Source organism: Scandinavium sp. (assembly GCF_032012665.1).
In the GTDB taxonomy this organism is placed as follows: domain Bacteria; phylum Pseudomonadota; class Gammaproteobacteria; order Enterobacterales; family Enterobacteriaceae; genus Scandinavium.
Genome location: NZ_DALZVG010000022.1, coordinates 53,014 through 75,426 on the forward strand (window position 1 = coordinate 53,014; position 22,413 = coordinate 75,426).

At 56.2% G+C, this 22,413-nt stretch carries 23 protein-coding genes; 16 read left to right on the forward strand and 7 right to left on the reverse strand.

All coding sequences use genetic code 11. From position 1 onward, the window contains the following. Positions 1–105: 105 nt before the first annotated feature. Positions 106–999, reverse strand: coding sequence for an EamA family transporter RarD (gene rarD, locus RTU33_RS16520; protein ID WP_312628795.1), 894 nt, complete (start codon positions 997–999; stop codon positions 106–108). A 50-nt stretch (positions 1,000–1,049) separates the two neighbouring features. Continuing rightward, a complete protein-coding gene (gene yigI, locus RTU33_RS16525; RefSeq protein ID WP_312628796.1) occupies positions 1,050–1,517 on the reverse strand; it encodes an acyl-CoA thioesterase YigI in 468 nt (155 codons plus the stop codon). Between the two features lie 155 nt (positions 1,518–1,672). Here yigI and pldA point away from each other — a divergent pair, with 155 nt between their 5' ends. From pldA to rhtC, 3 genes are all read left to right on the forward strand, one after another. Next, positions 1,673–2,542 (forward strand): phospholipase A, encoded by an 870-nt coding sequence (gene pldA, locus RTU33_RS16530; protein WP_312628843.1) that lies wholly within the window; start codon positions 1,673–1,675, stop codon positions 2,540–2,542. 65 nt (positions 2,543–2,607) lie between these two features. Continuing rightward, positions 2,608–4,437, forward strand: a complete 1,830-nt coding sequence (recQ, locus tag RTU33_RS16535; RefSeq protein ID WP_312628844.1) for an ATP-dependent DNA helicase RecQ — start codon at positions 2,608–2,610, stop codon at positions 4,435–4,437. A 63-nt stretch (positions 4,438–4,500) separates the two neighbouring features. Beyond that, positions 4,501–5,121, forward strand: a complete 621-nt coding sequence (gene rhtC / locus RTU33_RS16540) for a threonine export protein RhtC (RefSeq protein WP_312628797.1) — start codon at positions 4,501–4,503, stop codon at positions 5,119–5,121. Here the strand turns inward: rhtC and rhtB are convergent, their stop codons facing one another. After that, positions 5,122–5,742 carry a homoserine/homoserine lactone efflux protein gene (gene rhtB, locus RTU33_RS16545; protein ID WP_312628799.1) on the reverse strand — a complete coding sequence of 207 codons (621 nt, stop codon included), beginning with the start codon at positions 5,740–5,742 and terminating at the stop codon, positions 5,122–5,124. It abuts the gene before it with no gap. A gap of 110 nt (positions 5,743–5,852) precedes the next feature. Between rhtB and pldB the strand changes: the two genes are divergently transcribed. Next, a complete protein-coding gene (pldB, locus tag RTU33_RS16550) occupies positions 5,853–6,845 on the forward strand; it encodes a lysophospholipase L2 (RefSeq protein ID WP_312628801.1) in 993 nt (330 codons plus the stop codon). A gap of 30 nt (positions 6,846–6,875) precedes the next feature. Then, the gene (gene yigL, locus RTU33_RS16555; RefSeq protein WP_312628803.1) at positions 6,876–7,682 is read left to right on the forward strand and encodes a sugar/pyridoxal phosphate phosphatase YigL; all 807 of its coding nucleotides are present in this window, start codon (positions 6,876–6,878) and stop codon (positions 7,680–7,682) included. Here yigL and RTU33_RS16560 read toward each other — a convergent pair. Then, positions 7,669–8,478, reverse strand: coding sequence for an EAL domain-containing protein (locus RTU33_RS16560; RefSeq protein WP_312628805.1), 810 nt, complete (start codon positions 8,476–8,478; stop codon positions 7,669–7,671). The two genes, yigL and RTU33_RS16560, sit on opposite strands and share 14 nt — an antisense overlap. 183 nt (positions 8,479–8,661) lie before the next feature. Here RTU33_RS16560 and RTU33_RS16565 point away from each other — a divergent pair, with 183 nt between their 5' ends. Next, entirely contained in the window at positions 8,662–9,561 is a 900-nt protein-coding gene (locus RTU33_RS16565) for a carboxylate/amino acid/amine transporter (protein ID WP_312628807.1), read from the forward strand. Here RTU33_RS16565 and metR read toward each other — a convergent pair. Then, on the reverse strand, positions 9,449–10,402 hold the full coding sequence (gene metR, locus RTU33_RS16570; protein WP_312628809.1) for an HTH-type transcriptional regulator MetR: 954 nt from the start codon (positions 10,400–10,402) through the stop codon (positions 9,449–9,451). The two genes, RTU33_RS16565 and metR, sit on opposite strands and share 113 nt — an antisense overlap. A 117-nt stretch (positions 10,403–10,519) precedes the next feature. Between metR and metE the strand changes: the two genes are divergently transcribed. Next, on the forward strand, positions 10,520–12,781 hold the full coding sequence (gene metE / locus RTU33_RS16575; protein WP_312628810.1) for a 5-methyltetrahydropteroyltriglutamate--homocysteine S-methyltransferase: 2,262 nt from the start codon (positions 10,520–10,522) through the stop codon (positions 12,779–12,781). Between the two features lie 100 nt (positions 12,782–12,881). Here the strand turns inward: metE and RTU33_RS16580 are convergent, their stop codons facing one another. After that, entirely contained in the window at positions 12,882–13,688 is an 807-nt protein-coding gene (locus tag RTU33_RS16580; protein ID WP_312628812.1) for a dienelactone hydrolase family protein, read from the reverse strand. 254 nt (positions 13,689–13,942) lie between these two features. Here RTU33_RS16580 and udp point away from each other — a divergent pair, with 254 nt between their 5' ends. From udp to tatD, 9 genes are all read left to right on the forward strand, one after another. Continuing rightward, positions 13,943–14,704, forward strand: a complete 762-nt coding sequence (gene udp / locus RTU33_RS16585) for a uridine phosphorylase (protein WP_312628813.1) — start codon at positions 13,943–13,945, stop codon at positions 14,702–14,704. A 138-nt stretch (positions 14,705–14,842) separates the two neighbouring features. Further along, positions 14,843–16,294 (forward strand): DNA recombination protein RmuC, encoded by a 1,452-nt coding sequence (gene rmuC, locus RTU33_RS16590; protein ID WP_312628814.1) that lies wholly within the window; start codon positions 14,843–14,845, stop codon positions 16,292–16,294. A gap of 67 nt (positions 16,295–16,361) precedes the next feature. Next, entirely contained in the window at positions 16,362–17,117 is a 756-nt protein-coding gene (gene ubiE, locus RTU33_RS16595) for a bifunctional demethylmenaquinone methyltransferase/2-methoxy-6-polyprenyl-1,4-benzoquinol methylase UbiE (RefSeq protein ID WP_312628816.1), read from the forward strand. Positions 17,118–17,129: 12 nt separating this feature from the next. After that, positions 17,130–17,735, forward strand: a complete 606-nt coding sequence (locus RTU33_RS16600) for an SCP2 domain-containing protein (protein ID WP_312628817.1) — start codon at positions 17,130–17,132, stop codon at positions 17,733–17,735. Further along, entirely contained in the window at positions 17,732–19,372 is a 1,641-nt protein-coding gene (gene ubiB / locus RTU33_RS16605; protein WP_312628818.1) for a ubiquinone biosynthesis regulatory protein kinase UbiB, read from the forward strand. Before RTU33_RS16600 ends, ubiB begins: the two co-directional genes overlap by 4 nt. 75 nt (positions 19,373–19,447) lie before the next feature. Further along, the gene (gene tatA / locus RTU33_RS16610; protein ID WP_312628819.1) at positions 19,448–19,711 is read left to right on the forward strand and encodes a Sec-independent protein translocase subunit TatA; all 264 of its coding nucleotides are present in this window, start codon (positions 19,448–19,450) and stop codon (positions 19,709–19,711) included. Between the two features lie 3 nt (positions 19,712–19,714). Then, on the forward strand, positions 19,715–20,251 hold the full coding sequence (gene tatB, locus RTU33_RS16615; RefSeq protein WP_312628820.1) for a Sec-independent protein translocase protein TatB: 537 nt from the start codon (positions 19,715–19,717) through the stop codon (positions 20,249–20,251). Positions 20,252–20,253: 2 nt separating this feature from the next. Then, positions 20,254–21,030, forward strand: a complete 777-nt coding sequence (tatC, locus tag RTU33_RS16620; protein WP_312628821.1) for a Sec-independent protein translocase subunit TatC — start codon at positions 20,254–20,256, stop codon at positions 21,028–21,030. A gap of 39 nt (positions 21,031–21,069) precedes the next feature. Further along, positions 21,070–21,852: a 3'-5' ssDNA/RNA exonuclease TatD gene (gene tatD, locus RTU33_RS16625; protein ID WP_312628822.1), complete on the forward strand. Its 783-nt coding sequence runs from the start codon at positions 21,070–21,072 to the stop codon at positions 21,850–21,852. Between the two features lie 2 nt (positions 21,853–21,854). Here the strand turns inward: tatD and rfaH are convergent, their stop codons facing one another. Then, positions 21,855–22,343, reverse strand: a complete 489-nt coding sequence (rfaH, locus tag RTU33_RS16630) for a transcription/translation regulatory transformer protein RfaH (protein WP_312628824.1) — start codon at positions 22,341–22,343, stop codon at positions 21,855–21,857. Positions 22,344–22,413: the final 70 nt, after the last annotated feature.

The window sequence follows — 22,413 nt, forward strand, 5'->3', positions numbered from 1 at the left end:
TTTCATATCGTTAAGAGCACATGCCCTGAAGATGTGAGAAGCCGGTTGAAATCACAAAGAATTTTACCGGAAGAGCTTTGCCGGAAACCGGCAAAGCCTGAGATGTCAGCCTTTTGGCGTGCGGCGCAGGGTATAAATTGCATCCATCACAAATACGGCCAGAGCGACCCAGATGAAGGCGAAAGTGATCATTTTATCCGCGCCCGGGGTTTCTCCGTAGAACACGATCGCCAGCAGGAACATCAGCGTTGGGCCGATGTACTGGAAGAAGCCCAGCGTGGAAAGCCGCAGGCGAGTTGCCGCACCGGTAAAGCACAGCAGCGGGATGGTGGTGACCACGCCTGCCGCCATCAGCAGCAGATTCAGCGACCACGGGTTTTGCCCCATATGGCTGGTGGCGCTGTCGGCAATGCCGAACAGGTAAATCGCTGCCACCGGCAGCAGCCACAGCGTTTCGACCAGCATCCCGGTCTGCGCATCGACGGCGATTTTTTTACGCGCCAGGCCGTAGAATGCGAAGCTGAAGGCCAGGCCCAGCGCGATGACCGGCAGTGAGCCGAACGTCCAGAGTTGCACCAGCACGCCGCAGGCTGCCAGGATCACTGCCAGCCACTGCATACGGCGGAAGCGCTCGCCGAGGAAAATCATCCCCAGCACGACGTTGACCAGCGGGTTAATAAAGTAGCCCAGGCTCGCTTCCAGCATATGCTGATTGTTTACCGCCCAGATAAACAGCAGCCAGTTGCCGCCAATCAGCACCGCGGAAACGGCCAGCATCAGGATTTTTTTGGGCGTCTGGCAGAGGCGTTTGATCCCGCTCCACTGACGGCTGATGGAGATCAGCGCAATCATAAAGAAAAATGACCAGATGATACGGTGGGTCAGGATCTCATCGGCAGGCACGTAGTGGATCACCTTGAAGTACGCTGGTGCCACGCCCCAAATAAAATAAGCGGCCAGGGCGAGAAGCACGCCCTGCCGCGTCTGTTTAGCATCCATGGGAAAATCCGTTACAAAAAAGTAAACCGATGTTACCCGATTTTCTGCCCTCAACCCACCATATAAGTGGCGGTTGCGCTGGCAATATAGAGCTGCTCTTCGTTATGTAACTCGACTCGCGCTACCGCAACTTTGTTACCCGCGCGTAGCAGGCTGGCGGTGGCCGTAAAGCGGTTTCCCCGACCGGGGCGAAGGTAGTCGACGCGTAGATCGATGGTGCCCATCCGCGACAGGCGCTGGCGCAGTTCATCTTCATTGATCGTCTCGTGGCGGGTGAGCGTGCTGCCCACGCAGACCAGGCCTGCGGCTACGTCCAGCGCGGAGGCGATCACGCCACCGTGCAGAATACTCTGGGCCCAGTTGCCAACCATCATCGGCTGATTGTTAAAGCTGAGCTGGGCGAAGGCTTTTTCGTAGCGCTCCAGTTCGAGCCCCAGCGCGCGGTTGAAGGGCATATGGTACACAAAAATATCGCCGACCAGTTTTAGCGCTTCTTCGGCGGTCAATTCTTTCGACATAGCAACCTGTCCATTGGTTAATGAAATGTTGATTTTATGCCTATGAAATGTTGATTGCTACTTTCAGAAACGATTACCGCTCAAGATGCCGATAAGTATGTAGAATGACGCCCAGCATAAATCTTAATAAAAAAATTTCTCAGGAGAACATCGTGATGCGAACCAGGCTGGGTTGGTTACTGGCGGTGGCAGGGCTGCCGCTTAGCGTTTACGCGAAGGAAGCAACAATCAAGGACGTGCATGATACGCCCGCCGTGCGCGGCAGCATCATCGCCAACCTGTTACAGGAGCACGACAACCCGTTCACGCTCTATCCATATGACACCAACTACCTGCTCTATACCTGGAGCAGCGACATCAACAAAGAAGCGATCCAGACCTATAACTGGGCGGACAACGCGCGTAAGGATGAGGTGAAATATCAGCTCAGCCTGGCGTTCCCCATCTGGCGTGGGATCTTTGGTGATAACTCCGTCTTTGGTGCGTCCTACACGCAAAAATCCTGGTGGCAGCTTTCCAACACCGGGGAATCTTCCCCCTTCCGCGAAACCAACTACGAGCCGCAGGTGTTCGTCGGGTTTGCGACCGACTACCGTCTTGGCGACTGGACGTTACGCGATGTGGAGGTCGGCTATAACCACGACTCCAACGGACGCTCAGACCCGACTTCACGCAGCTGGAACCGCATGTACACTCGCCTGATGGCGCAAAATGGCAACATGATGGTCGAAGTGAAGCCGTGGTTTGTGATTGGCGACACCGACGACAACCCGGATATCACCAAATACATGGGCTACTACCAGCTGAAAATTGGCTACCAGCTGGGCGATGCGGTGCTGAGCGCCAAAGGGCAGTATAACTGGAATACCGGCTACGGCGGCGCTGAGCTTGGCATCAGCTATCCGGTGACCAAACATATGCGTCTTTATACTCAGGTCTACAGCGGCTACGGCGAATCTCTGATTGATTACAACTTCAACCAGACCCGCGTTGGCGTCGGCGTAATGCTTAACGATCTGTTTTAATCGTTGCACTCTGACTCTCAGGCGCTGAAAATAGCGCCTGTTTTTATTTCAGGGTAGGGGTGAGCGTGACGCAGGCGGAAGTGATCAATCAGGTAACGCTGGCAAAGCAGGTTTTGCAGGAAACCTTCGGCTACCAGCAGTTCCGCCCGGGTCAGGAAACCATCATCGAGACGGTGCTCGAAGGACGCGATTGTCTGGTGGTGATGCCGACCGGCGGCGGGAAATCCCTGTGCTATCAGATCCCCGCGCTGGTGCTTGATGGCCTCACGGTGGTCGTCTCACCGCTGATTTCTCTGATGAAAGACCAGGTCGACCAGCTGCTTGCGAACGGCGTGGCGGCGGCCTGTCTTAACTCGACTCAGACTCGCGAACAGCAGCAGGAGGTGATGGCGGGCTGTCGCACCGGCAAAATCCGCCTGCTGTATATCGCCCCTGAGCGCCTGATGCTCGATAACTTCCTCGACAACCTCAGCCACTGGAACCCGGTGATGCTGGCGGTCGATGAGGCGCACTGTATCTCCCAGTGGGGCCACGATTTCCGCCCTGAATATGCCGCCCTTGGCCAGCTGCGCCAGCGCTTCCCGACGCTGCCGTTTATGGCGCTCACCGCTACCGCCGACGACACCACCCGCAGTGACATCGTCCGTCTGCTCGGCCTCAACGATCCGCTGATTCAGATAAGCAGCTTTGACCGCCCGAACATCCGCTACATGCTGATGGAGAAATTTAAGCCTCTCGACCAGCTGATGCGTTACGTTCAGGAGCAGCGCGGCAAGTCCGGCATTATTTACTGCAACAGCCGCGCGAAGGTGGAAGACACCGCTGCGCGTTTGCAAAGCCGTGGAATCAGCGCGGGCGCGTACCACGCCGGGCTGGAGAGCAACCTTCGCGCGGACGTGCAGGAGCGCTTCCAGCGCGACGATCTGCAAATCGTGGTCGCAACCGTGGCCTTCGGCATGGGCATCAACAAACCAAACGTGCGCTTCGTGGTGCACTTCGACATTCCGCGCAACATCGAATCCTACTACCAGGAAACGGGTCGCGCCGGGCGTGATGGCCTGCCCGCTGAAGCGATGCTGTTTTACGATCCGGCCGATATGGCGTGGCTGCGCCGCTGTCTCGAAGAAAAGCCTGCCGGCCAGTTGCAGGACATTGAGCGACATAAGCTCAATGCGATGGGCGCGTTTGCTGAAGCGCAAACCTGCCGCCGTCTGGTGCTGCTGAACTACTTCGGTGAAGGGCGTCATGAGCCTTGCGGCAACTGCGATATCTGCCTTGACCCGCCGAAGCAGTATGACGGCGTGAACGACGCGCAAATAGCACTTTCAACGATTGGCCGCGTCAACCAGCGTTTTGGGATGGGCTACGTGGTGGAAGTGTTGCGCGGGGCGAATAACCAGCGTATCCGTGAAATGGGCCACGACAAACTCAAGGTCTACGGAATGGGGCGCGATAAAACTCACGAACACTGGGTGAGCGTGATCCGCCAACTGATTCACCTTGGCTTTGCGACGCAGAACATTGCGATGCATTCGGCGCTGCAGCTCACCGAAGCCGCGCGTCCTGTTTTACGCGCTGAAACACCTTTACAGCTGGCCGTGCCGCGCGTGCTGGCGCTCAAGCCTCGCGTGGCGCAGAAATCCTACGGCGGCAACTATGACCGTAAGCTGTTTGCCAAACTGCGCAAGCTGCGAAAAGTCATCGCCGACGAAGAAAACATTCCGCCTTACGTGGTGTTTAACGACGCCACGCTCATCGAGATGGCCGAACAGATGCCGACCAGCCCGGGCGAAATGCTCAGCGTCAACGGCGTAGGCGTGCGTAAACTGGAGCGCTTCGGGCAGGAGTTTCTCGCGCTGATTCGCTCGCATGTCGACGGGGATGATGAAGAGTAGTCAAGCGAACAAAAAGGTGTCAGGATAATCACTCACTGAATCATTCTCCCGCGAGTTATTCCTATGCTGATGCTTTTTCTCACCGTGGCGATGGTGCATCTGATTGCGCTGATGAGCCCGGGCCCGGACTTTTTCTTTGTGTCGCAAACCGCCGTCAGCCGCTCCCGTAAAGAGGCGATGATGGGCGTGCTTGGCATTACCGCAGGCGTCATGGTCTGGGCAGGCGTGGCGCTGCTTGGTTTACACCTTATCCTCGAAAAAATGGCCTGGCTGCATAACATCATTATGGTTGGCGGTGGCCTGTACCTGTGCTGGATGGGCTATCAGATGCTGCGCGGTGCGCTGAAGAAAAGCGAAGCGCCTGCGGAAGCCCCGGAAGTGGAGCTGGCGCAGGGCGGCAAGAGTTTCCTGAAAGGGCTGCTGACCAACCTCGCCAACCCAAAAGCGATTATCTATTTCGGCTCGGTATTTTCCCTGTTCGTCGGAGACGACATCGGCGGCGCGGAGCGCTGGGGTATTTTCCTGCTGATTATCGTGGAAACCTTTGCGTGGTTTACCGTGGTGGCGAGCCTGTTTGCAATGCCAGCCATGCGCCGCGGCTATCAGCGCATGGCTAAATGGATTGACGGCGTGGCCGGTACCCTGTTTGCCGGGTTCGGTATCCATCTTATTATCTCTCGCTAATCAGGCATGGCGCGCCGAAGCTAACAGCGCGCCAACCAGCATAAACAACGAACCGAACACTTTATTCAGGGCCTTCATCTGACGAGGCCCTTTGATCCAGCCTGCAATCCTCGTCGCCAGCGTCGCGTAGCCAATCATTACGATGATATCAACCACGATAGTCGTCACGCCAAGCACCGCATACTGCATCACCTGGGGCTGATGCGGCACGATAAACTGTGGGAAAAGGGCGGCCAGAAACACGATGCTTTTCGGGTTGGTCAGATTCACAAACACTGCACGTTTAAACAGATGCCCGCGCGTCTGAGTCTTCGCGACGGCATTGAGATCGATTGCGCCTGCCGCGCGCCACTGCTGAATGCCGAGCCAAATCAGATACGCCGCACCGGCCCATTTCAGCACCTCAAACGCCATCACGGAGCGGGAGAACAGCGTACCCAGCCCGACGCCGACCAGCACGATGTGAATACCGAGCCCGGTTTGCAGCCCGGCAATGGATGCCGCCGCGCCGCGATAGCCGTGGTTGATAGCGGTGGTCATGGTATTAATGGCCCCGGAACCGGGGGAAAGGCTTAAGATTATGGACGTCAGCAAATAAGCGAACCACCACTCAAAGGTCATGCGAAACTCCCGAATAGTCTGTTTTTATGCCACAATACGCTATTGTGCAGGCGCTGTAAGTGAAGCCAATTAAAATACGATCTTCCGCGGTAAGCAGGGGTGGATAGCCGATGTTTCGGCAGAAAATGGACTGGAAAACAAGAGAAAACGCGTATGCCGCGTTCACTATGGGGCCTCTGAATACCTTCTGGCGCCAGCGTGAAGAGGCACAATTTACAGGCGTGGATAGTGTTCCGGTACGCTATGTCCGCTTTCGTGCTGAAAACCACGACCGGGTGATTGTGGTTTGTCCCGGGCGGATCGAAAGCTACGTAAAGTACGCGGAGCTGGCATACGATCTGTTCCACAGCGGCTTTGATGTGCTCATTATCGATCACCGTGGTCAGGGGCTCTCAGGCCGTATGCTCGACGACAGCCACCGCGGGCACGTCGTGAATTTCAGTGATTACGTTGATGACCTCACCGCCTTCTGGCAGCAGGAAGTCGAGCCCGGCCCGTGGCGTAAACGCTATATTCTGGGCCACTCGATGGGCGGGGCTATTGCCACACTCTTCTCACAGCGCAATCCTCACCAGTGCGATGCGCTCGCGCTTTGTGCGCCAATGTTCGGTATCATCATGCGCCTGCCGGACTGGATGGTGCGGCACATTCTTGATTTTGCTGAGGGCCATCAGCGGATAAGAGAAAGCTACGCCATGGGCACGGGTCGCTGGCATGCGCTGCCGTTCGGCCTGAATGTCCTGACCCACAGCCGGGAACGCTATCGGCGCAACCTGGGTTTTTATGCGGATAACCCGTATATCCGCGTCGGCGGGCCCACGTATCACTGGGTGCGTGAAGGGGTGCTTGCCGGGGAACAGATCCTGGCCGGGGCTGCGGATGATGACACGCCCACGCTGCTGATTCAGGCGGAAGAAGAACGGGTTGTGGATAACCGCATGCACAATCGCTATTGCGAGCTTCGCGCCGCCGCAGGTCACCCTTGCGAAGACGACAGCCCGCTTGTCATACAAGGTGCTTATCATGAGATCCTTTTTGAAAAGGACGATATGCGCTCAGTCGCGCTGCAGACCATCGTCGAGTTTTTTGATCGACATAATTAATGTTGCTCTTACCCAGAGGTTAAATTTTCTATGTACCAGGTTGTTGCGTCTGATTTAGATGGCACGCTGCTTAATCCCGACCATCGTTTGTCCCCCTACACCAAAGAAACGCTGAAGCTGCTGACCGCCAAAGGCGTGAACTTCGTGTTCGCCACTGGCCGCCACCATATTGACGTTGGGCAGATCCGCGACGGCCTTGGCATCAAGGCGTTTATGATCACCTCCAACGGTGCCCGCGTGCACGACACCGATGGCAATCTGGTGTTTGCCCATAACCTCGATTCCGATATCGCTACCGATCTCTTCGGCGTGGTGCATAACAGTCCGGATATCGTGACCAACGTTTATCGCAACGACGAATGGTTTATGAACCGCCATCGTCCGGAAGAGATGCGTTTCTTCAAGGAAGCGGTGTTCAACTACGAGCTGTACGAGCCAGGCCTGCTGGAAGCCGAGGGCGTCAGCAAAGTTTTCTTCACTTCGCCAGACCATGAGGTGCTTCTGCCGCTTGAGCAGGCCATCAATGCACGCTGGGGCGACAGGGTGAACGTGAGCTTCTCAACGTTGACCTGCCTGGAGGTGATGGCGGGCGGCGTGTCAAAAGGGCACGCGCTGGAAGCCGTGGCGAAGATGATGGGTTACGGTTTGCAGGACTGTATCGCCTTTGGCGACGGTATGAATGATGCCGAGATGCTCTCAATGGCGGGCAAGGGCTGCATCATGGAAAACGCGCATCAGCGCCTGAAAGATTCCCACCCGGAGCTGGAAGTGATTGGCAGCAATGCCGATGACGCCGTGCCGCATTACCTGCGTCGTCTCTATCTCAATCAGCCGTAACGCAGCGCATTTCACACCAGCGCATAAAAGCCCTGCTCGTCAGGGCTTTGCTGTATAACCAGCCCTGGGCGTATTTCACGCCGTGGGTTTTCAGCCATGCAGCCTGGGCCTGCGTTTCCACCCCTTCCGCCAGCGGTTCCATCGACAGCGAACGCGCAAGATCAATCACCTGCGGCAGCAAATTTTTGCCCGGGAGAGGGTCTACAAGCGTCTTATCAATCTTCAGCACGTCAAAGGTTATCGTCTGGAGATAATTCAGATTGGCGTAGCCGCTGCCAAAATCATCCAGATAGACAGCATGCCCGGCCTGGCGATAGCGTTCCACCATGGGCGCAATAACCTGTGGGTTAATCGTGCTGCTTTCGGTGATCTCCAGCGCAATTTGCTGCGGACGCACGCCGTAACCGTGGCACAGCGGCGTCAGGTGCGAGAGCAGTTCGGGAGATTGCAGATCTTCAGGTTCGACGTTAATCGAAACAGCGTGCTGCGGATGCTGGCGCAGCCAGGCACCAAGATCGCTGAACACCTGCCCGATAACCCATTGCGTCAGGGGGCTCAGCAGCTGCGTTTCACGAGCGAAGGGAATGAAGCTGTCCGGAGACAGCAGCCTGCCGTCAGGCTGGGGCCAGCGGATGAGCGCCTCTGCACCGATGACGTGTCCGGTTTGCAGCACGACGATCGGCTGATACCACATCTCCAGTTGGCGAGTATGAATTGCTTTTTTCAGCCGGGCACGCGAGGCATTTAGCTGAGTCAGAAGGGGGGAAATACAACTGGCTTCGGATACAGAGTCCATCCTGAATCACTCCTGATGGGGGAAGAGAAACAGTATTCCCCTGATTTCTCTGATGAACTATCAGTAATAGCCTAATTCATCCCGGGAAAAGGCCAGGAATAAACGTGATTGCGTGTAATTTGTTCAGTTGTCAACCGGGGACTCCGCTACAATGAGCGCTCACTCACCTCAGAGAGTTTCATCGTGGCATTATTGATTATCACCACCGTGCTGTGGGCATTCTCCTTCAGCCTGATTGGCGAATACCTGGCGGGCAGCGTCGACAGCGTTTTCTCCGTGCTGGCCCGCGTGGCCCTGGCGGCGCTGGTGTTTTTACCGTTCCTGCGCGCCCGTGGTCAGTCGCTGCGGGTGCTGGTGCTGTACATGCTCGTGGGCGCGATGCAGCTTGGCATCATGTATCTGCTGGCGTTCCGCGCCTATCTCTACCTGACCGTTTCTGAATTCCTGCTGTTTACCGTGCTGACGCCGCTCTATATCACGCTGATTTATGACTTAATCAGCAAGCGTCGACTGCGCTGGGGCTACCTGCTGAGTGCGGGTCTCGCGGTGATTGGCGCAGCCATCATTCGTTATGATCACATCAGCCCGCATTTCTGGACGGGCCTGCTGCTGGTGCAGCTCTCCAATATCAGCTTTGCTATCGGCATGGTAGGTTACAAACGCCTGATGGAGATTCACCCGATGCCGCAGCATAACGCTTTCGCGTGGTTCTACATGGGGGCATTTCTTGTGGCGCTGGTGGCGTGGTTTACGCTGGGGAATCCGCAAAAGCTGCCGACGACGGGGCTACAGTGGGGCATTCTGGTGTGGCTCGGCGTGGTGGCTTCCGGGATTGGCTACTTTATGTGGAACTACGGCGCCACGCAGGTGGACGCCGGGACGCTTGGCATCATGAACAATATGCACGTGCCTGCCGGGCTGCTGGTGAATTTCGCCATCTGGCAACAGCAGCCGCACTGGCCGAGCTTTATCACAGGGGCGCTGGTGATTGTGGCTTCACTGTGGGTCCATCGCCATTGGGTCGCTCCGCGTTCCGCACAAACGGCAGATGATCGCAGGCGTGGTTCCGCGCTGAGCGAATAAACGCTTCCGTTACCGGCTGACGCTGCTCGCCGTCGCGCACGGCGGCGTACAGTCGGCTCCACAGACCTTCGCCCAGGGTTTTGGTCACCACCAGACCCTGGCGCTCAAAACTTTCCACCACCCAGTGCGGCAGAGCCGCAATGCCCATCCGCGCAGCTACCATCTGAATCAGCAACAGCGTGTTGTCGACGCTCTTCAGCGACGGGCTGACGCCTGCTGGTTGCAGAAAGTGCCGCCAGATATCAAGCCGTTGGCGCTGCACCGGGTAGATCAGCAGCGTTTCGCTGGCGATATCTTCCGGCGTAATACGGGTTCGTGACGCCAGCGGGTGCTCCGGGGCCAGCACAAGACGCACTTCATAATCGAACATCGACGAATAGTGCAGGCCACTGCGCGGCAGGATGTCGGAGGTCAGCACAATATCCAGCTCGCCCTGTTGAAGGGCTGGCTGTGGGTCGAACGTCACGCCGGATTTGAAATCCATCTCTACCTGCGGCCAGACTGCGCGGAAGTTCTCCAGCGCGGGCGTCAGCCACTGAATGCAGCTGTGGCACTCAATGGCGATACGCAGAGTCGTTTGCTGCGGTTCATTGCAGGCCTGTAAAGCACGGCCGATTTGCGGCAATACCTGATTCGCCAACTGCAAAAGGATCTCGCCCTGCGGCGTAAAGCGCAGCGGCTGGCTTTTACGTACGAACAGCCGGAAGCCAAGGCGCTGTTCCAGATCGCTGAACTGGTGTGAAAGCGCCGACTGCGTCTGGTGCAGCATTGCCGCTGCTGCCGCAAGCGAGCCGCTGTTCCGCAACGCCTGCAGCGTTTTCAGGTGTTTAATCTCGATCATGAAAGTCCTTCACTTCGGCATGAAAATGTTGCGCTTGAGGAATATACAGTAACCGCCAATTATGGATGTGTAAACATCTGGACGTCCAAATAACAAATTTCCTCAAGGGGCAACGACATGACTATCAAAAACCATACCCTCGGATTTCCTCGCGTTGGTCTGCGCCGCGAGCTGAAAAAAGCTCAGGAAAGCTACTGGGCAGGCAACATTTCCCGTGAAGAGCTGCTGAACACCGGGCGTGAGCTGCGCACCCGTCACTGGCGACAGCAGAAAGACGCCGGTGTGGATTTACTGCCGGTGGGCGATTTCGCCTGGTACGACCATGTTCTGACCACCAGCCTGCTACTGGGCAACGTGCCGGCTCGTCATCAGAACAAAGACGGCTCAGTGGATATCGACACTCTGTTCCGCATCGGTCGCGGTCGTGCGCCAACCGGCGAACCAGCCGCAGCCGCTGAAATGACTAAGTGGTTTAACACCAACTATCACTATATGGTGCCGGAATTCACCAAAGGTCAGGAATTCAAACTGACGTGGACACAGCTGCTGGATGAAGTGGACGAAGCGTTGGCGCTCGGCCACAAGGTGAAGCCCGTGCTGCTTGGCCCGATCACCTATCTGTGGCTGGGGAAAGTGAAAGGTGAACAGTTTGACCGCCTGAGCCTCCTGAAAGATATTCTCCCGGTTTACCAGCAGGTGCTGGCGGAGCTGGCAAAACGCGGCGTGGAATGGGTGCAAATCGACGAGCCAATCCTGGTGCTGGAACTCCCGCGCCCATGGCTCGACGCCTTCCAGCCCGCGTATGAAGCATTGCAGGGCAAAATAAAACTGCTGCTGACGACCTATTTCGAAGGCGTGACGCCAAATCTGGACACCATTACCGCGCTGCCAGTGCAGGGTCTGCATGTCGATCTGGTGCATGGTAAAGATGACGTGTCTGAGCTGCACAAGCGTCTGCCTGCTGACTGGCTGCTTTCGGCGGGCCTGGTGAACGGCCGTAACGTCTGGCGTGCCGATCTGACGGAGAAATATGCGCAAATTAAAGGGATCGTCGGCAAACGCGATCTGTGGGTGGCTTCTTCTTGTTCTTTGCTGCATAGCCCGATCGATCTCAGCGTGGAAACCCGCCTGGATGCAGAAGTGAAGAGCTGGTTTGCCTTTGCCCTGCAAAAATGCGAAGAGCTGGCCCTGCTGCGAGATGCGCTGAACAGTGGTGATACTAAAGCCATCACAGAATGGAGCGTGCCGATTCAGGCTCGCCGTCACTCCACCCGCGTGCATAATGCGGCGGTAGAGCAGCGTCTGGCGGCGATCACCGCAAAAGACAGCCAGCGAGAAAATGCGTACGAAGTCCGTGCTGAAGCGCAGCGCGCACGTTTCAGGCTGCCAGCCTGGCCGACAACGACTATCGGCTCTTTCCCGCAGACTACTGAGATTCGCGGCCTGCGCCTGGACTTCAAAAAAGGCGTACTGGATGCCAATAACTATCGCACCGGGATCGCTGAACATATCAAACAGGCGATTGCCGAGCAGGAACGCTTAGGTCTGGACGTGCTGGTGCACGGTGAAGCAGAACGTAACGACATGGTGGAATACTTTGGCGAACACCTCGACGGCTTCGTCTTTACCCAGAACGGCTGGGTGCAGAGCTACGGCTCCCGCTGCGTGAAGCCGCCGGTTGTGATTGGTGATATCAGTCGTCCGGAAGCGATCACCGTTGAATGGGCGAAGTATGCGCAGTCTCTGACTGACAAACCGGTTAAAGGCATGCTGACGGGCCCGGTAACCATTCTCTGCTGGTCCTTCCCGCGCGAAGACGTGAGCCGTGAAACTATCGCTAAGCAGATCGCGCTGGCGCTGCGTGACGAAGTGGCGGATCTGGAAGCCGCAGGTATCGGCATTATTCAGATTGACGAACCGGCCCTGCGCGAAGGCCTGCCGCTTAAGCGCAGCGACTGGGCGGCGTATCTGCAATGGGGCGTGGAAGCTTTCCGCATCAACGCCGCCGTGGCGAAAGACGAAACGCAAATCCATACACACATGTGCTACTGCGAATTCAACGACATTATGGATTCTATCGCGGCGCTGGATGCGGACGTGATCACTATTGAAACCTCACGCTCTGATATGGAACTGCTTGAATCGTTTGAAGAGTTTGACTACCCGAACGAAATTGGGCCGGGCGTGTACGACATTCACTCCCCGAACGTGCCAAGCGTGGAATGGATTGAAGCGTTGCTGAAGAAAGCCGCTCAGCGTATTCCGGCCGAACGCCTGTGGGTGAACCCGGACTGCGGTCTGAAAACGCGCGGCTGGCCTGAAACCCGCGCTGCACTGGCGAACATGGTGCAGGCGGCGCAGAATTTGCGTCACGCGTAGTGGAGATGAATTGCCGGGCGACGCCATTGCTTGCCCGGCCTACAGGGACGTTGAAATCATCCCAGGCCCGGTAAGGCGTAACCGCCACACCGGGCTTTTTTTACGCTTTTTTATCGCCGTACTGGCTGAACCACGCCAGCATACGCTGCCAGCCATCTTTGGCAGATTCTTCATGGTAGCTCGGGCGATAATCTGCATTAAACGCGTGCCCGGCATCCGGGTAGACGACGATCTCGGCTTTCGCATTGGCGGCCCGCAGCGCCTGGCGCATGGTCTCCACGCTCTCAAGTGAAATACCCGTGTCCTGCCCGCCATACAGGCCAAGCACCGGGGCGGTGAGGTCAGTGGCGACATCAACCGGATGCTTGGGGGAATTCAGGGACTTTTCGCCCACCAGTTTGCCGTACCAGGCCACCGCAGCCTTCAGTTGCGGGTTGTGGGCGGCATAGAGCCAGGCAATTCGCCCGCCCCAGCAGAAGCCGGTGATCAGCAGGCGATTGGCGTCACCGCCGTTGCGTGAAGCCCAACTGGCGACGTGATCTAAATCGGACAGCACCTGCGCATCCGGCACCTTCGTTACCAGCTCGCTGAACAGGGTAGGGATATCGGCGTAATCGTTCGGGTCGCCCTGACGGAAGTAGAGCTCAGGTGCAATCGCCAGATAGCCTTCGTTCGCCAGTCGGCGGCAGACGTCGCGAATGTGTTCATGCACGCCAAAAATCTCCTGCACCACAATGACCACCGGCAGCGGGCCGCCGGTATTTTTGGGGCGGGCGTGATAAGCAGGCATGTTCTCGCCGCGGGAAGGAATAGAGGTTTCTCCCGCGACGATAGCATCGTCAGGCGTGTGAACGATGGTCGAGGCGTGAGGGGCCGCAGCAGGTGCAAAGCCAGTTTTTTCAGTCATGGCATTCTCCGTACCAATAATTAGCGCAGTGGTAAATATAGTCCGCAGGTTGACGATTCACAGTGCCAGAAAACGGCTATCTTATGTGCAGTGCTCATCGTTATCGCTTGTTAATGTGATGTAAATCACTTTTATAAAGAAAATCAATGCAAACATTTTCATCCATAGTGATGGGTGTCACTAAAATGTGCCTGAAGCTTCGGTAAAGTGCGTTTTTGCTTCTGCTGATAAACCGATCCAGAGAGGAGTTTTTTATGTCTAAGTCTGATGTTTTTCATCTCGGCCTCACCAAGAACGATTTACAAGGGGCAACGCTCGCGATCGTCCCGGGCGATCCGGAGCGTGTGGAAAAGATCGCCGCGCTGATGGATAAGCCGGTTAAGCTGGCATCGCACCGTGAATTCACCTCCTGGCGTGCAGAACTCGATGGTAAACCCGTTATCGTCTGCTCAACCGGTATCGGCGGCCCGTCCACCTCTATCGCGGTAGAAGAACTGGCTCAGCTTGGTATCCGCACGTTCCTGCGCGTGGGTACCACTGGCGCCATTCAGCCAAACATCAACGTTGGTGATGTGCTGGTGACGACCGCATCCGTTCGCCTTGATGGCGCAAGCCTGCATTTTGCGCCGATGGAATACCCGGCGGTGGCTGACTTTGCCTGTACTACCGCGCTGGTCGAAGCGGCGAAATCCGTTGGCGCAACCACCCATATCGGCGTGACCGCTTCTTCCGACACCTTCTATCCGGGTCAGGAGCGTTACGACACCTTCTCTGGTCGCGTAGTCAGCCGTTACAAAGGCTCCATGGAAGAGTGGCAGTCGATGGGCGTGATGAACTACGAGATGGAGTCCGCCACTCTGCTGACCATGTGCTCCAGCCAGGGCCTGCGCGCCGGGATGGTTGCGGGCGTTATCGTCAACCGCACCCAGCAAGAAATCCCTAATGCGGAAACGATGAAGAAAACGGAAAGCCACGCGGTCAAAATCGTGGTCGAAGCGGCCCGTCGTCTGCTGTAGTTTTCCTCTCTTCGATAAAAGGCCGACGCGTTCGGCCTTTCTTTTTGCGTATTGCCTCGCAGGAAAGACCTTTCCAACTGGACGTTTATACAGCACAATTCTATGTTGTGCCGGTAAGTCGTTGACGCAGGGGGAGCGGTGGACATTTCAATCATCATTAGCGCAGTGGTAGCACTGCTTGTCGGGGGCGTGTTTGGCTGGTTAGCCACAAAATCCCATGCGGACAGGCAGCGGGCCGATTTCCTTGAAGATCGCCACGAGCTGGAAATGGAGCTCAGCGCGGCCAGACAACAGCTGGCTCAGCATGCCCACTGGCGCGACGAGTGTGAATTGCTGAACAACGAGCTGCGCAGCCTGCGGGATATCAATGCCTCGCTGGAAGCCGATCTGCGTGAGGTGACTACCCGTCTTGAATCCACTCAGCTGCATGCTGAAGACAAAATCCGCCAGATGGTCAACAGCGAACAGCGCCTGAGCGAGCAGTTTGAAAACCTCGCTAACCGTATTTTTGAGCACAGCAATCGCCGAGTGGATGAGCAAAATCGCCAAAGTTTGCACGGTTTGCTGACGCCGCTGCGTGAACAGCTTGATGGCTTCCGCCGTCAGGTCCAGGACAGCTTCGGAAAAGAGGCGCAGGAGCGCCACACGCTTGCCCATGAAATTCGTAATCTTCAGCAGCTGAATGCGCAGATGGCGCAGGAGGCGGTTAACCTCACCAAAGCGCTGAAAGGCGATAACAAAACCCAGGGGAATTGGGGCGAAGTCGTGCTGACTCGCGTGCTTGAAGCGTCCGGGCTGAGGGAAGGGTACGAATACCAGACTCAGGTCAGCATCGAAACCGAAGCTCGTGCGCGTATGCAGCCCGACGTCATTGTGCGTCTGCCGCAGGGTAAAGACGTGGTGATCGACGCCAAGATGACCCTGGTCGCCTACGAACGCTATTTTAACGCCGAAGATGAATACTCCCGTGAGTCGGCGCTTCAGGAGCATATCGCGTCTCTTCGTAACCATATTCGCCTGCTGGGGCGTAAAGACTATCAGCAGCTGCCGGGGCTGCGTTCGCTCGACTACGTGCTGATGTTTATTCCGGTTGAGCCCGCTTTCCTGCTGGCAATTGACAGGCAGCCGGAGCTCATTACTGAAGCGCTGAAGAACAACATCATGCTGGTCAGCCCCACCACGCTGCTGGTGGCGCTGCGCACCATAGCTAACCTTTGGCGCTACGAGCATCAGAGTCGTAACGCGCAGCAAATTGCAGATCGTGCGAGTCGCCTGTACGACAAAATGCGCCTGTTCGTGGACGACATGTCCGCCATCGGCCAGGGGCTCGATAAAGCGCAGGATAACTATCGTCAGGCGATGAAAAAGCTCGCTTCAGGGCGTGGAAATCTGCTGGCGCAGGCCGAATCGTTCCGCGATTTGGGCGTGGAGGTGAAGCGTGAGATTAATCCGGAACTGGTTGAACAAGCTACTGCTGAAGAGGCTGCTTTTGACGCTGAGCGTAAGGCGCTAAATGATAGCGAAGAGAATTTATTCGCGCCGGACGCGCCGCCTGATGATGCGTCTGTACGGGTGTCGCGGCACGGTTGAGGCGTAGGGGAAATGCGCTCAATCTGTTACACTCCGGGGAATCTTTTCTTCAAAGGCAGGCATTGAGATGGTTGAGGATTCACAGGAAACGACGCACTTTGGCTTCCAGACGGTTGCCAAATCGCAGAAAGAGGACATGGTGGCACATGTATTCCATTCTGTTGCCGCTAAATATGATGTCATGAACGACCTGATGTCGTTCGGGATCCATCGCTTGTGGAAGCGCTTCACCATCGACTGCAGCGGCGTGCGCCGTGGGCAAAAAGTGCTGGATCTGGCAGGCGGTACGGGCGACCTGACGGCAAAATTCTCACGCCTCGTCGGTGAAACCGGAAACGTGGTGCTGGCAGACATTAACGCCTCCATGCTCAAGATGGGCCGTGAAAAGCTGCGCAACATTGGCGTGATTGGCAATGTGGAATACGTTCAGGCCAACGCTGAAGCACTGCCGTTCCCCGATAACACCTTTGATTGCATCACCATCTCTTTTGGCCTGCGTAACGTCACTGATAAAGATAAAGCGCTGCGTTCCATGTATCGCGTGCTGAAACCAGGCGGACGCCTGCTGGTGCTGGAATTCTCCAAACCCATTATCGAGCCGCTGAGTAAAGCCTACGATGCCTACTCCTTCCACGTGCTGCCGAAAGTCGGCGAAGTGGTGGCAAAAGATGGCGAAAGCTATCGCTATCTGGCGGAATCTATCCGCATGCATCCGGATCAGGAAACCCTGAAAGCGATGATGCAGGACGCTGGTTTTGACAACGTCGATTACTACAATCTGACGGCCGGTATCGTCGCCCTGCATCGCGGCTATAAGTTCTGACAGGAGTTCGCCATGCCTTTTCAACCGTTGGTCACCGCAGGCATTGAGGGTGCGCTCAACACGTTTCTGTGGCGCGAACGCGCGCTGCAGCCGGCCCGGCAGCGTTTGCTGGGCAAAGTGTTGCGTATTGAGCTTAAAGAGTTCACCTCTCCGCTGGTGTTGGCATTCAGCGCGCAGCAGATTGACGTGTTGAGCGCCTGGGAAGGCGAGGCGGACTGTACCGTCAGTACCCGCCTCGGCGTGCTGCCGCAGTTGCGTAATCGCCAGCAGCTGACAACTCTGATTCGCTCGGGCGATCTTGAAGTCCAGGGCGATCTCCAGGTGGTGCAGAACTTTGTCGCGCTGGCTGATTTAGCCGAGTTTGACCCCGCAGAACTGCTGGCTCCCTATACCGGTGATATTGCGGCCGAAGGCGTCAGTAAAGTGCTTCGCGGCGGGGCGAAATTTTTGCAGCGGGGCCTGCAGCGTCAGCAGCGCTATGTGGCTGAGGCCATCACTGAAGAGTGGCGGATGGCGCCAGGTCAGCTTGAAGTCGCCTGGTTTGCTGAAGAATGCGCCGCCGTGGAGCGTGCGACGGAAGCGTTAAGCAAGAGGCTGGAAAAACTGGAGGGGAAATGACGCCAGGGGAAATGCGGCGCCTGTATTTTATCATCCACACCTTTTTGAGTTACGGGCTTGATGAGCTCATTCCCAAAATGCGTATCACGTTGCCGCTACGAATCTGGCGGCGGATGCTGTTCTGGATGCCTAACCGCCATAAAGATAAGCCATTAGGCGAACGCCTGCGTCTGGCGCTGCAGGAGCTTGGCCCGGTGTGGATCAAATTCGGGCAGATGCTTTCAACCCGCCGCGACCTCTTCCCTCCGCTTATTGCCGATCAGCTGGCGATGCTACAGGATCGCGTCGCACCGTTTGACGGAAGGCTGGCGCAGCAGCAAATCGAAAAATCAATGGGCGATATTCCCGTCGAAAGCTGGTTTGACGATTTTCAGGTTGAACCACTGGCTTCAGCCTCCATCGCCCAGGTGCATACCGCGCGCCTGAAAGAAAACGGCAAAGAGGTGGTCATCAAGGTGATTCGCCCGGATATCCTGCCGGTTATCAAAGCGGATATGAAGCTCATCTACCGCCTGGCACGTTGGGTGCCTCGCCTGCTGCCGGACGGTCGCCGTTTACGCCCTCAGGAAGTGGTCCGCGAATATGAAAAAACGCTGCTGGATGAACTAAACCTGCTGCGTGAAGCGGCTAACGCCATTCAGCTGCGCCGCAACTTTGAAGACAGCCCGATGCTGTACGTGCCGGAAGTCTATTCCGACTACTGTCGTGAAGACATGCTGGTGATGGAAAGGATTTACGGCATTCCGGTGTCGGATATCGAGACGCTGGAAAAACAGAATACCAACATGAAGCTGCTGGCCGAGCGCGGCGTGCAGGTCTTCTTCACTCAGGTGTTCCGCGACAGCTTCTTCCATGCGGACATGCACCCGGGCAATATTTTCGTTAGCTACGAGCACCCGGAAAATCCGAAGTATATCGGCATCGACTGCGGCATCGTCGGCTCACTGAACAAGGACGATAAGCGCTATCTGGCGGAAAACTTTATCGCTTTCTTCAACCGCGATTACCGCAAGGTGGCTGAACTGCATGTGGATTCTGGCTGGGTGCCGCCGGATACTAACGTCGAAGAGTTTGAATTTGCTATCCGCACCGTCTGCGAGCCTATCTTTGAGAAGCCGCTGGCAGAAATCTCGTTCGGTCACGTTCTGCTCAATCTGTTTAACACCGCGCGCCGTTTCAATATGGAAGTGCAGCCGCAGCTGGTTTTACTTCAGAAAACACTACTTTACGTTGAGGGGGTAGGACGCCAGCTCTATCCTCAGTTAGACTTGTGGAAGACGGCGAAACCTTTCCTCGAATCATGGCTCAAAGATCAGGTTGGGATCCCGGCGCTGGTGCGTGCGTTTAAAGAGAAAGCGCCGTTCTGGATTGAAAAAATGCCGGAAATGCCTGAACTGATCTATGACAGCTTGCGCCAGGGCAAAAGTCTTCAGCGAAGCATTGATAAAATCGCGTACGAATTGGGTGCGAACCGGGTCCGGCAGGGGCAATCCCGCTATCTGTTTGGCGTAGGGGCTGTCTTCATGCTGAGCGGTACGCTGTTAATGATTACCCGTCCTGACCTGGGGCTTCAGCCCACCGGGCTCATGGGCGCGGGGATCGTTGTCTGGCTTCTCGGCTGGTTTAAAAGCCGCTGATTTTTGCATCATTCGGACGTCGGTGTGTAAGCTGCACGCCGGTTTTTCACTATCATCTGACACGGAGGAAGAGGTATGGGTGGTATCAGTATTTGGCAGTTGTTAATTATCGTCGTGATTGTGGTTCTGCTTTTCGGGACGAAAAAGCTGAGTTCACTGGGTTCCGATTTGGGCGCGTCTATCAAAGGCTTCAAAAAAGCCATGGGTGATGATGACGACAAGCAGGATAAAAAAGAGTCATCTGCACAGGATGCTGATTTCCCGGCGAAATCGCTTTCCGAAAAGCAGGATGACGCCAGCAAAGACGATGCAAAACGCCACGATAAAGAGCAGGTGTAATTCGTGTTCGATATTGGTTTCAGTGAACTGCTGCTGGTCTTCGTTATTGGCCTGATTGTCCTTGGGCCGAAGCGTTTACCTGTGGCTGTGAAAACCGTTGCAGGCTGGATCCGGGCGATTCGCTCGCTGGCGACGACGGTGCAAAATGAACTGGCTCAGGAACTGAAGCTCCAGGAGTTTCAGGACAGCCTGAAGAAGGTGGAGAAGGCGAGCATCGGTAACCTTTCTCCTGAGCTGAAAGAGTCGATGGACGAACTGCGCGAAGCGGCGGAGTCCATGAAGCGTTCTTACACTCAGCATGATGCGGAGCGTGCAGGCGATGAAGCCAACACCATTCTGAATCCACTGGTGAAGGGTAGCGAAGCCCAGCGCGAAGGCGTGACGCCGGTGACGGCGGAACATCAGGCCAGCGCTGAGCCTCAGGCACCGGCTGAAACCGTCGAAAAAGCGCCGGATTCCGCTGTGACCGAGGCCAAAATGAAATCGCCAGCGGCCGCACCGGCTTCCGATTCCTCCCCTGCAAACAGCGATAAACCGTAACCATGGGCGTAGAAGAGACTCAACCGCTGATTGCACATCTGATTGAGCTGCGTAAGCGCCTCATCAACTGCATCATCGCGGTATTCGTGATTTTCCTGGCGTTGGTTTACTTCGCTAACGACATTTATCAGCTGGTCTCTGCACCGCTGATCAACCAGATGCCGGCCGGGGCAACGATGATTGCCACCGACGTGGCGTCGCCGTTCTTTACGCCGATTAAGCTGACGTTCATGGTGTCGGTGATCCTTTCGGCTCCCGTGATTCTGTATCAGGTGTGGGCGTTTGTTGCCCCGGCGCTGTACAAGCATGAACGCCGTCTGGTGGTGCCGCTGCTGGTGTCCAGCACGCTGCTGTTCTATATCGGTATGGCGTTCGCCTACTTTGTTGTCTTCCCGCTGGCGTTTGGCTTCCTGACGCACACCGCGCCCGTTGGCGTACAGGTGTCGACGGATATCCGCAGCTATCTCGATTTCGTCATGGGGCTGTTTATGGCCTTCGGCGTGGCGTTTGAGGTGCCTGTGGCCATCGTGCTGCTGTGCTGGGTTGGCGTTACCACGCCGGACGATCTGCGTAAGAAGCGCCCCTACGTGCTGGTTGGCGCGTTCGTTGTCGGAATGCTGTTAACGCCGCCGGATGTGTTCTCGCAAACGCTGCTGGCCATCCCGATGTACTGTCTGTTTGAAGTCGGGGTGTTCTTTGCCCGCTTCTACACCGGCAAACGACTGTCGCGTGATGAAGACGCAGCGGCGGAAAACGAAGCCGCCGAAAAAGAAGAGTAATCCAGCCGCCCGAAAGGGCGGTTGTTGTATGGAGTCACCATGTTTGATATTGGCGTTAACCTTACCAGTGCCCAGTTTTCCCATGATTGTGATGAAGTGGTAGCCCGTGCATTTTCAGCAGGCCTTAGTGGGATGCTGATAACCGGCACGAATCCTGAAGAAAGCGAAGCCGCGCAGCAACTGGCGCAGCGCTATGCCCGATGCTGGTCAACGGCGGGCGTTCATCCGCATGACAGCAGCAGCTGGTCATTGGCTGTGGAAGAGAAAATTCGTCGCCTGGCTCAGATGCCCGGCGTGGTAGCAGTGGGGGAATGTGGGCTCGATTTTAACCGTAACTTCTCCACTCCTGATGAGCAGGAAACGGCGTTCAGCGCTCAGCTGGCGCTGGCAGCTGAGCTGAATATGCCCGTCTTTATGCATTGCCGTGAAGCGCATGAGCGGTTCATGACGTTATTAAAACCCTGGCTTGATAAGCTGCCCGGTGCCGTTCTCCACTGCTTTACCGGAACGCGAGAAGAGCTTGTGGATTGCCTTAACCACGGCCTCTGTATTGGGATTACGGGGTGGGTGTGTGATGAGCGGCGGGGGCTCGGGCTGCGGGACATGCTGCCGCTCATTCCTGCCGACCGGCTGATGGTGGAAACTGATGCACCATGGCTGCTACCGCGAGATTTGTCGCCTAAACCTGCTTCCCGTCGTAATGAACCCGCGCATCTGCCGCATATTATACAACGCGTTGCGCAATGGCGCGGAGAAGATGCACAGGCGCTTTCTGCCCGCACCGATGAAAATGTGAAGCGCTTGTTTGGGATAGATTTTTAACGTCAGACTTTGCGGAAATCGGTGTTTTTCACGCTCTGTAATACCTGTTTATTCAGCAGATTAAGCAGCAGCATGGAGCGTGCTTCGCCGTCAGGCTCGGTGAAAATAGCCTGTAGCCCTTCGAAGGCGCCTTCAGTGATCACCACGTCATCGCCCGCATAGGGCGTTTGCGGATCGGTGATTCCTTCTGGCTTATGAATGGAGAGCTGATGAATGACATCCGAAGGCACCGTTGCAGGCTGCATGCCAAAACGAACAAAATGGCTGACGCCGCGGGTGGCGTTGATGGTGGTGGTGTGAATGACTTCCGGGTCAAACTCCACAAACAGATAGTTGGGAAACAGCGGCTCATCCACGGTAGTACGCTTACCCCGGACGATTTTTTCCAGAGCAATAGTCGGCATCAGGCAATTCACCGCCTGGCGCTCAAGGTGTTCCTGGGCACGCTGAAGTTGCCCGCGTTTGCAGTACAGTAAATACCAGGCTTGCATAATGGCTCTTTTCCGTGAATCTGTGGGGAAGCATAACAAAAGCCAGGCCCGATAGCGAAAGGGATTGTCG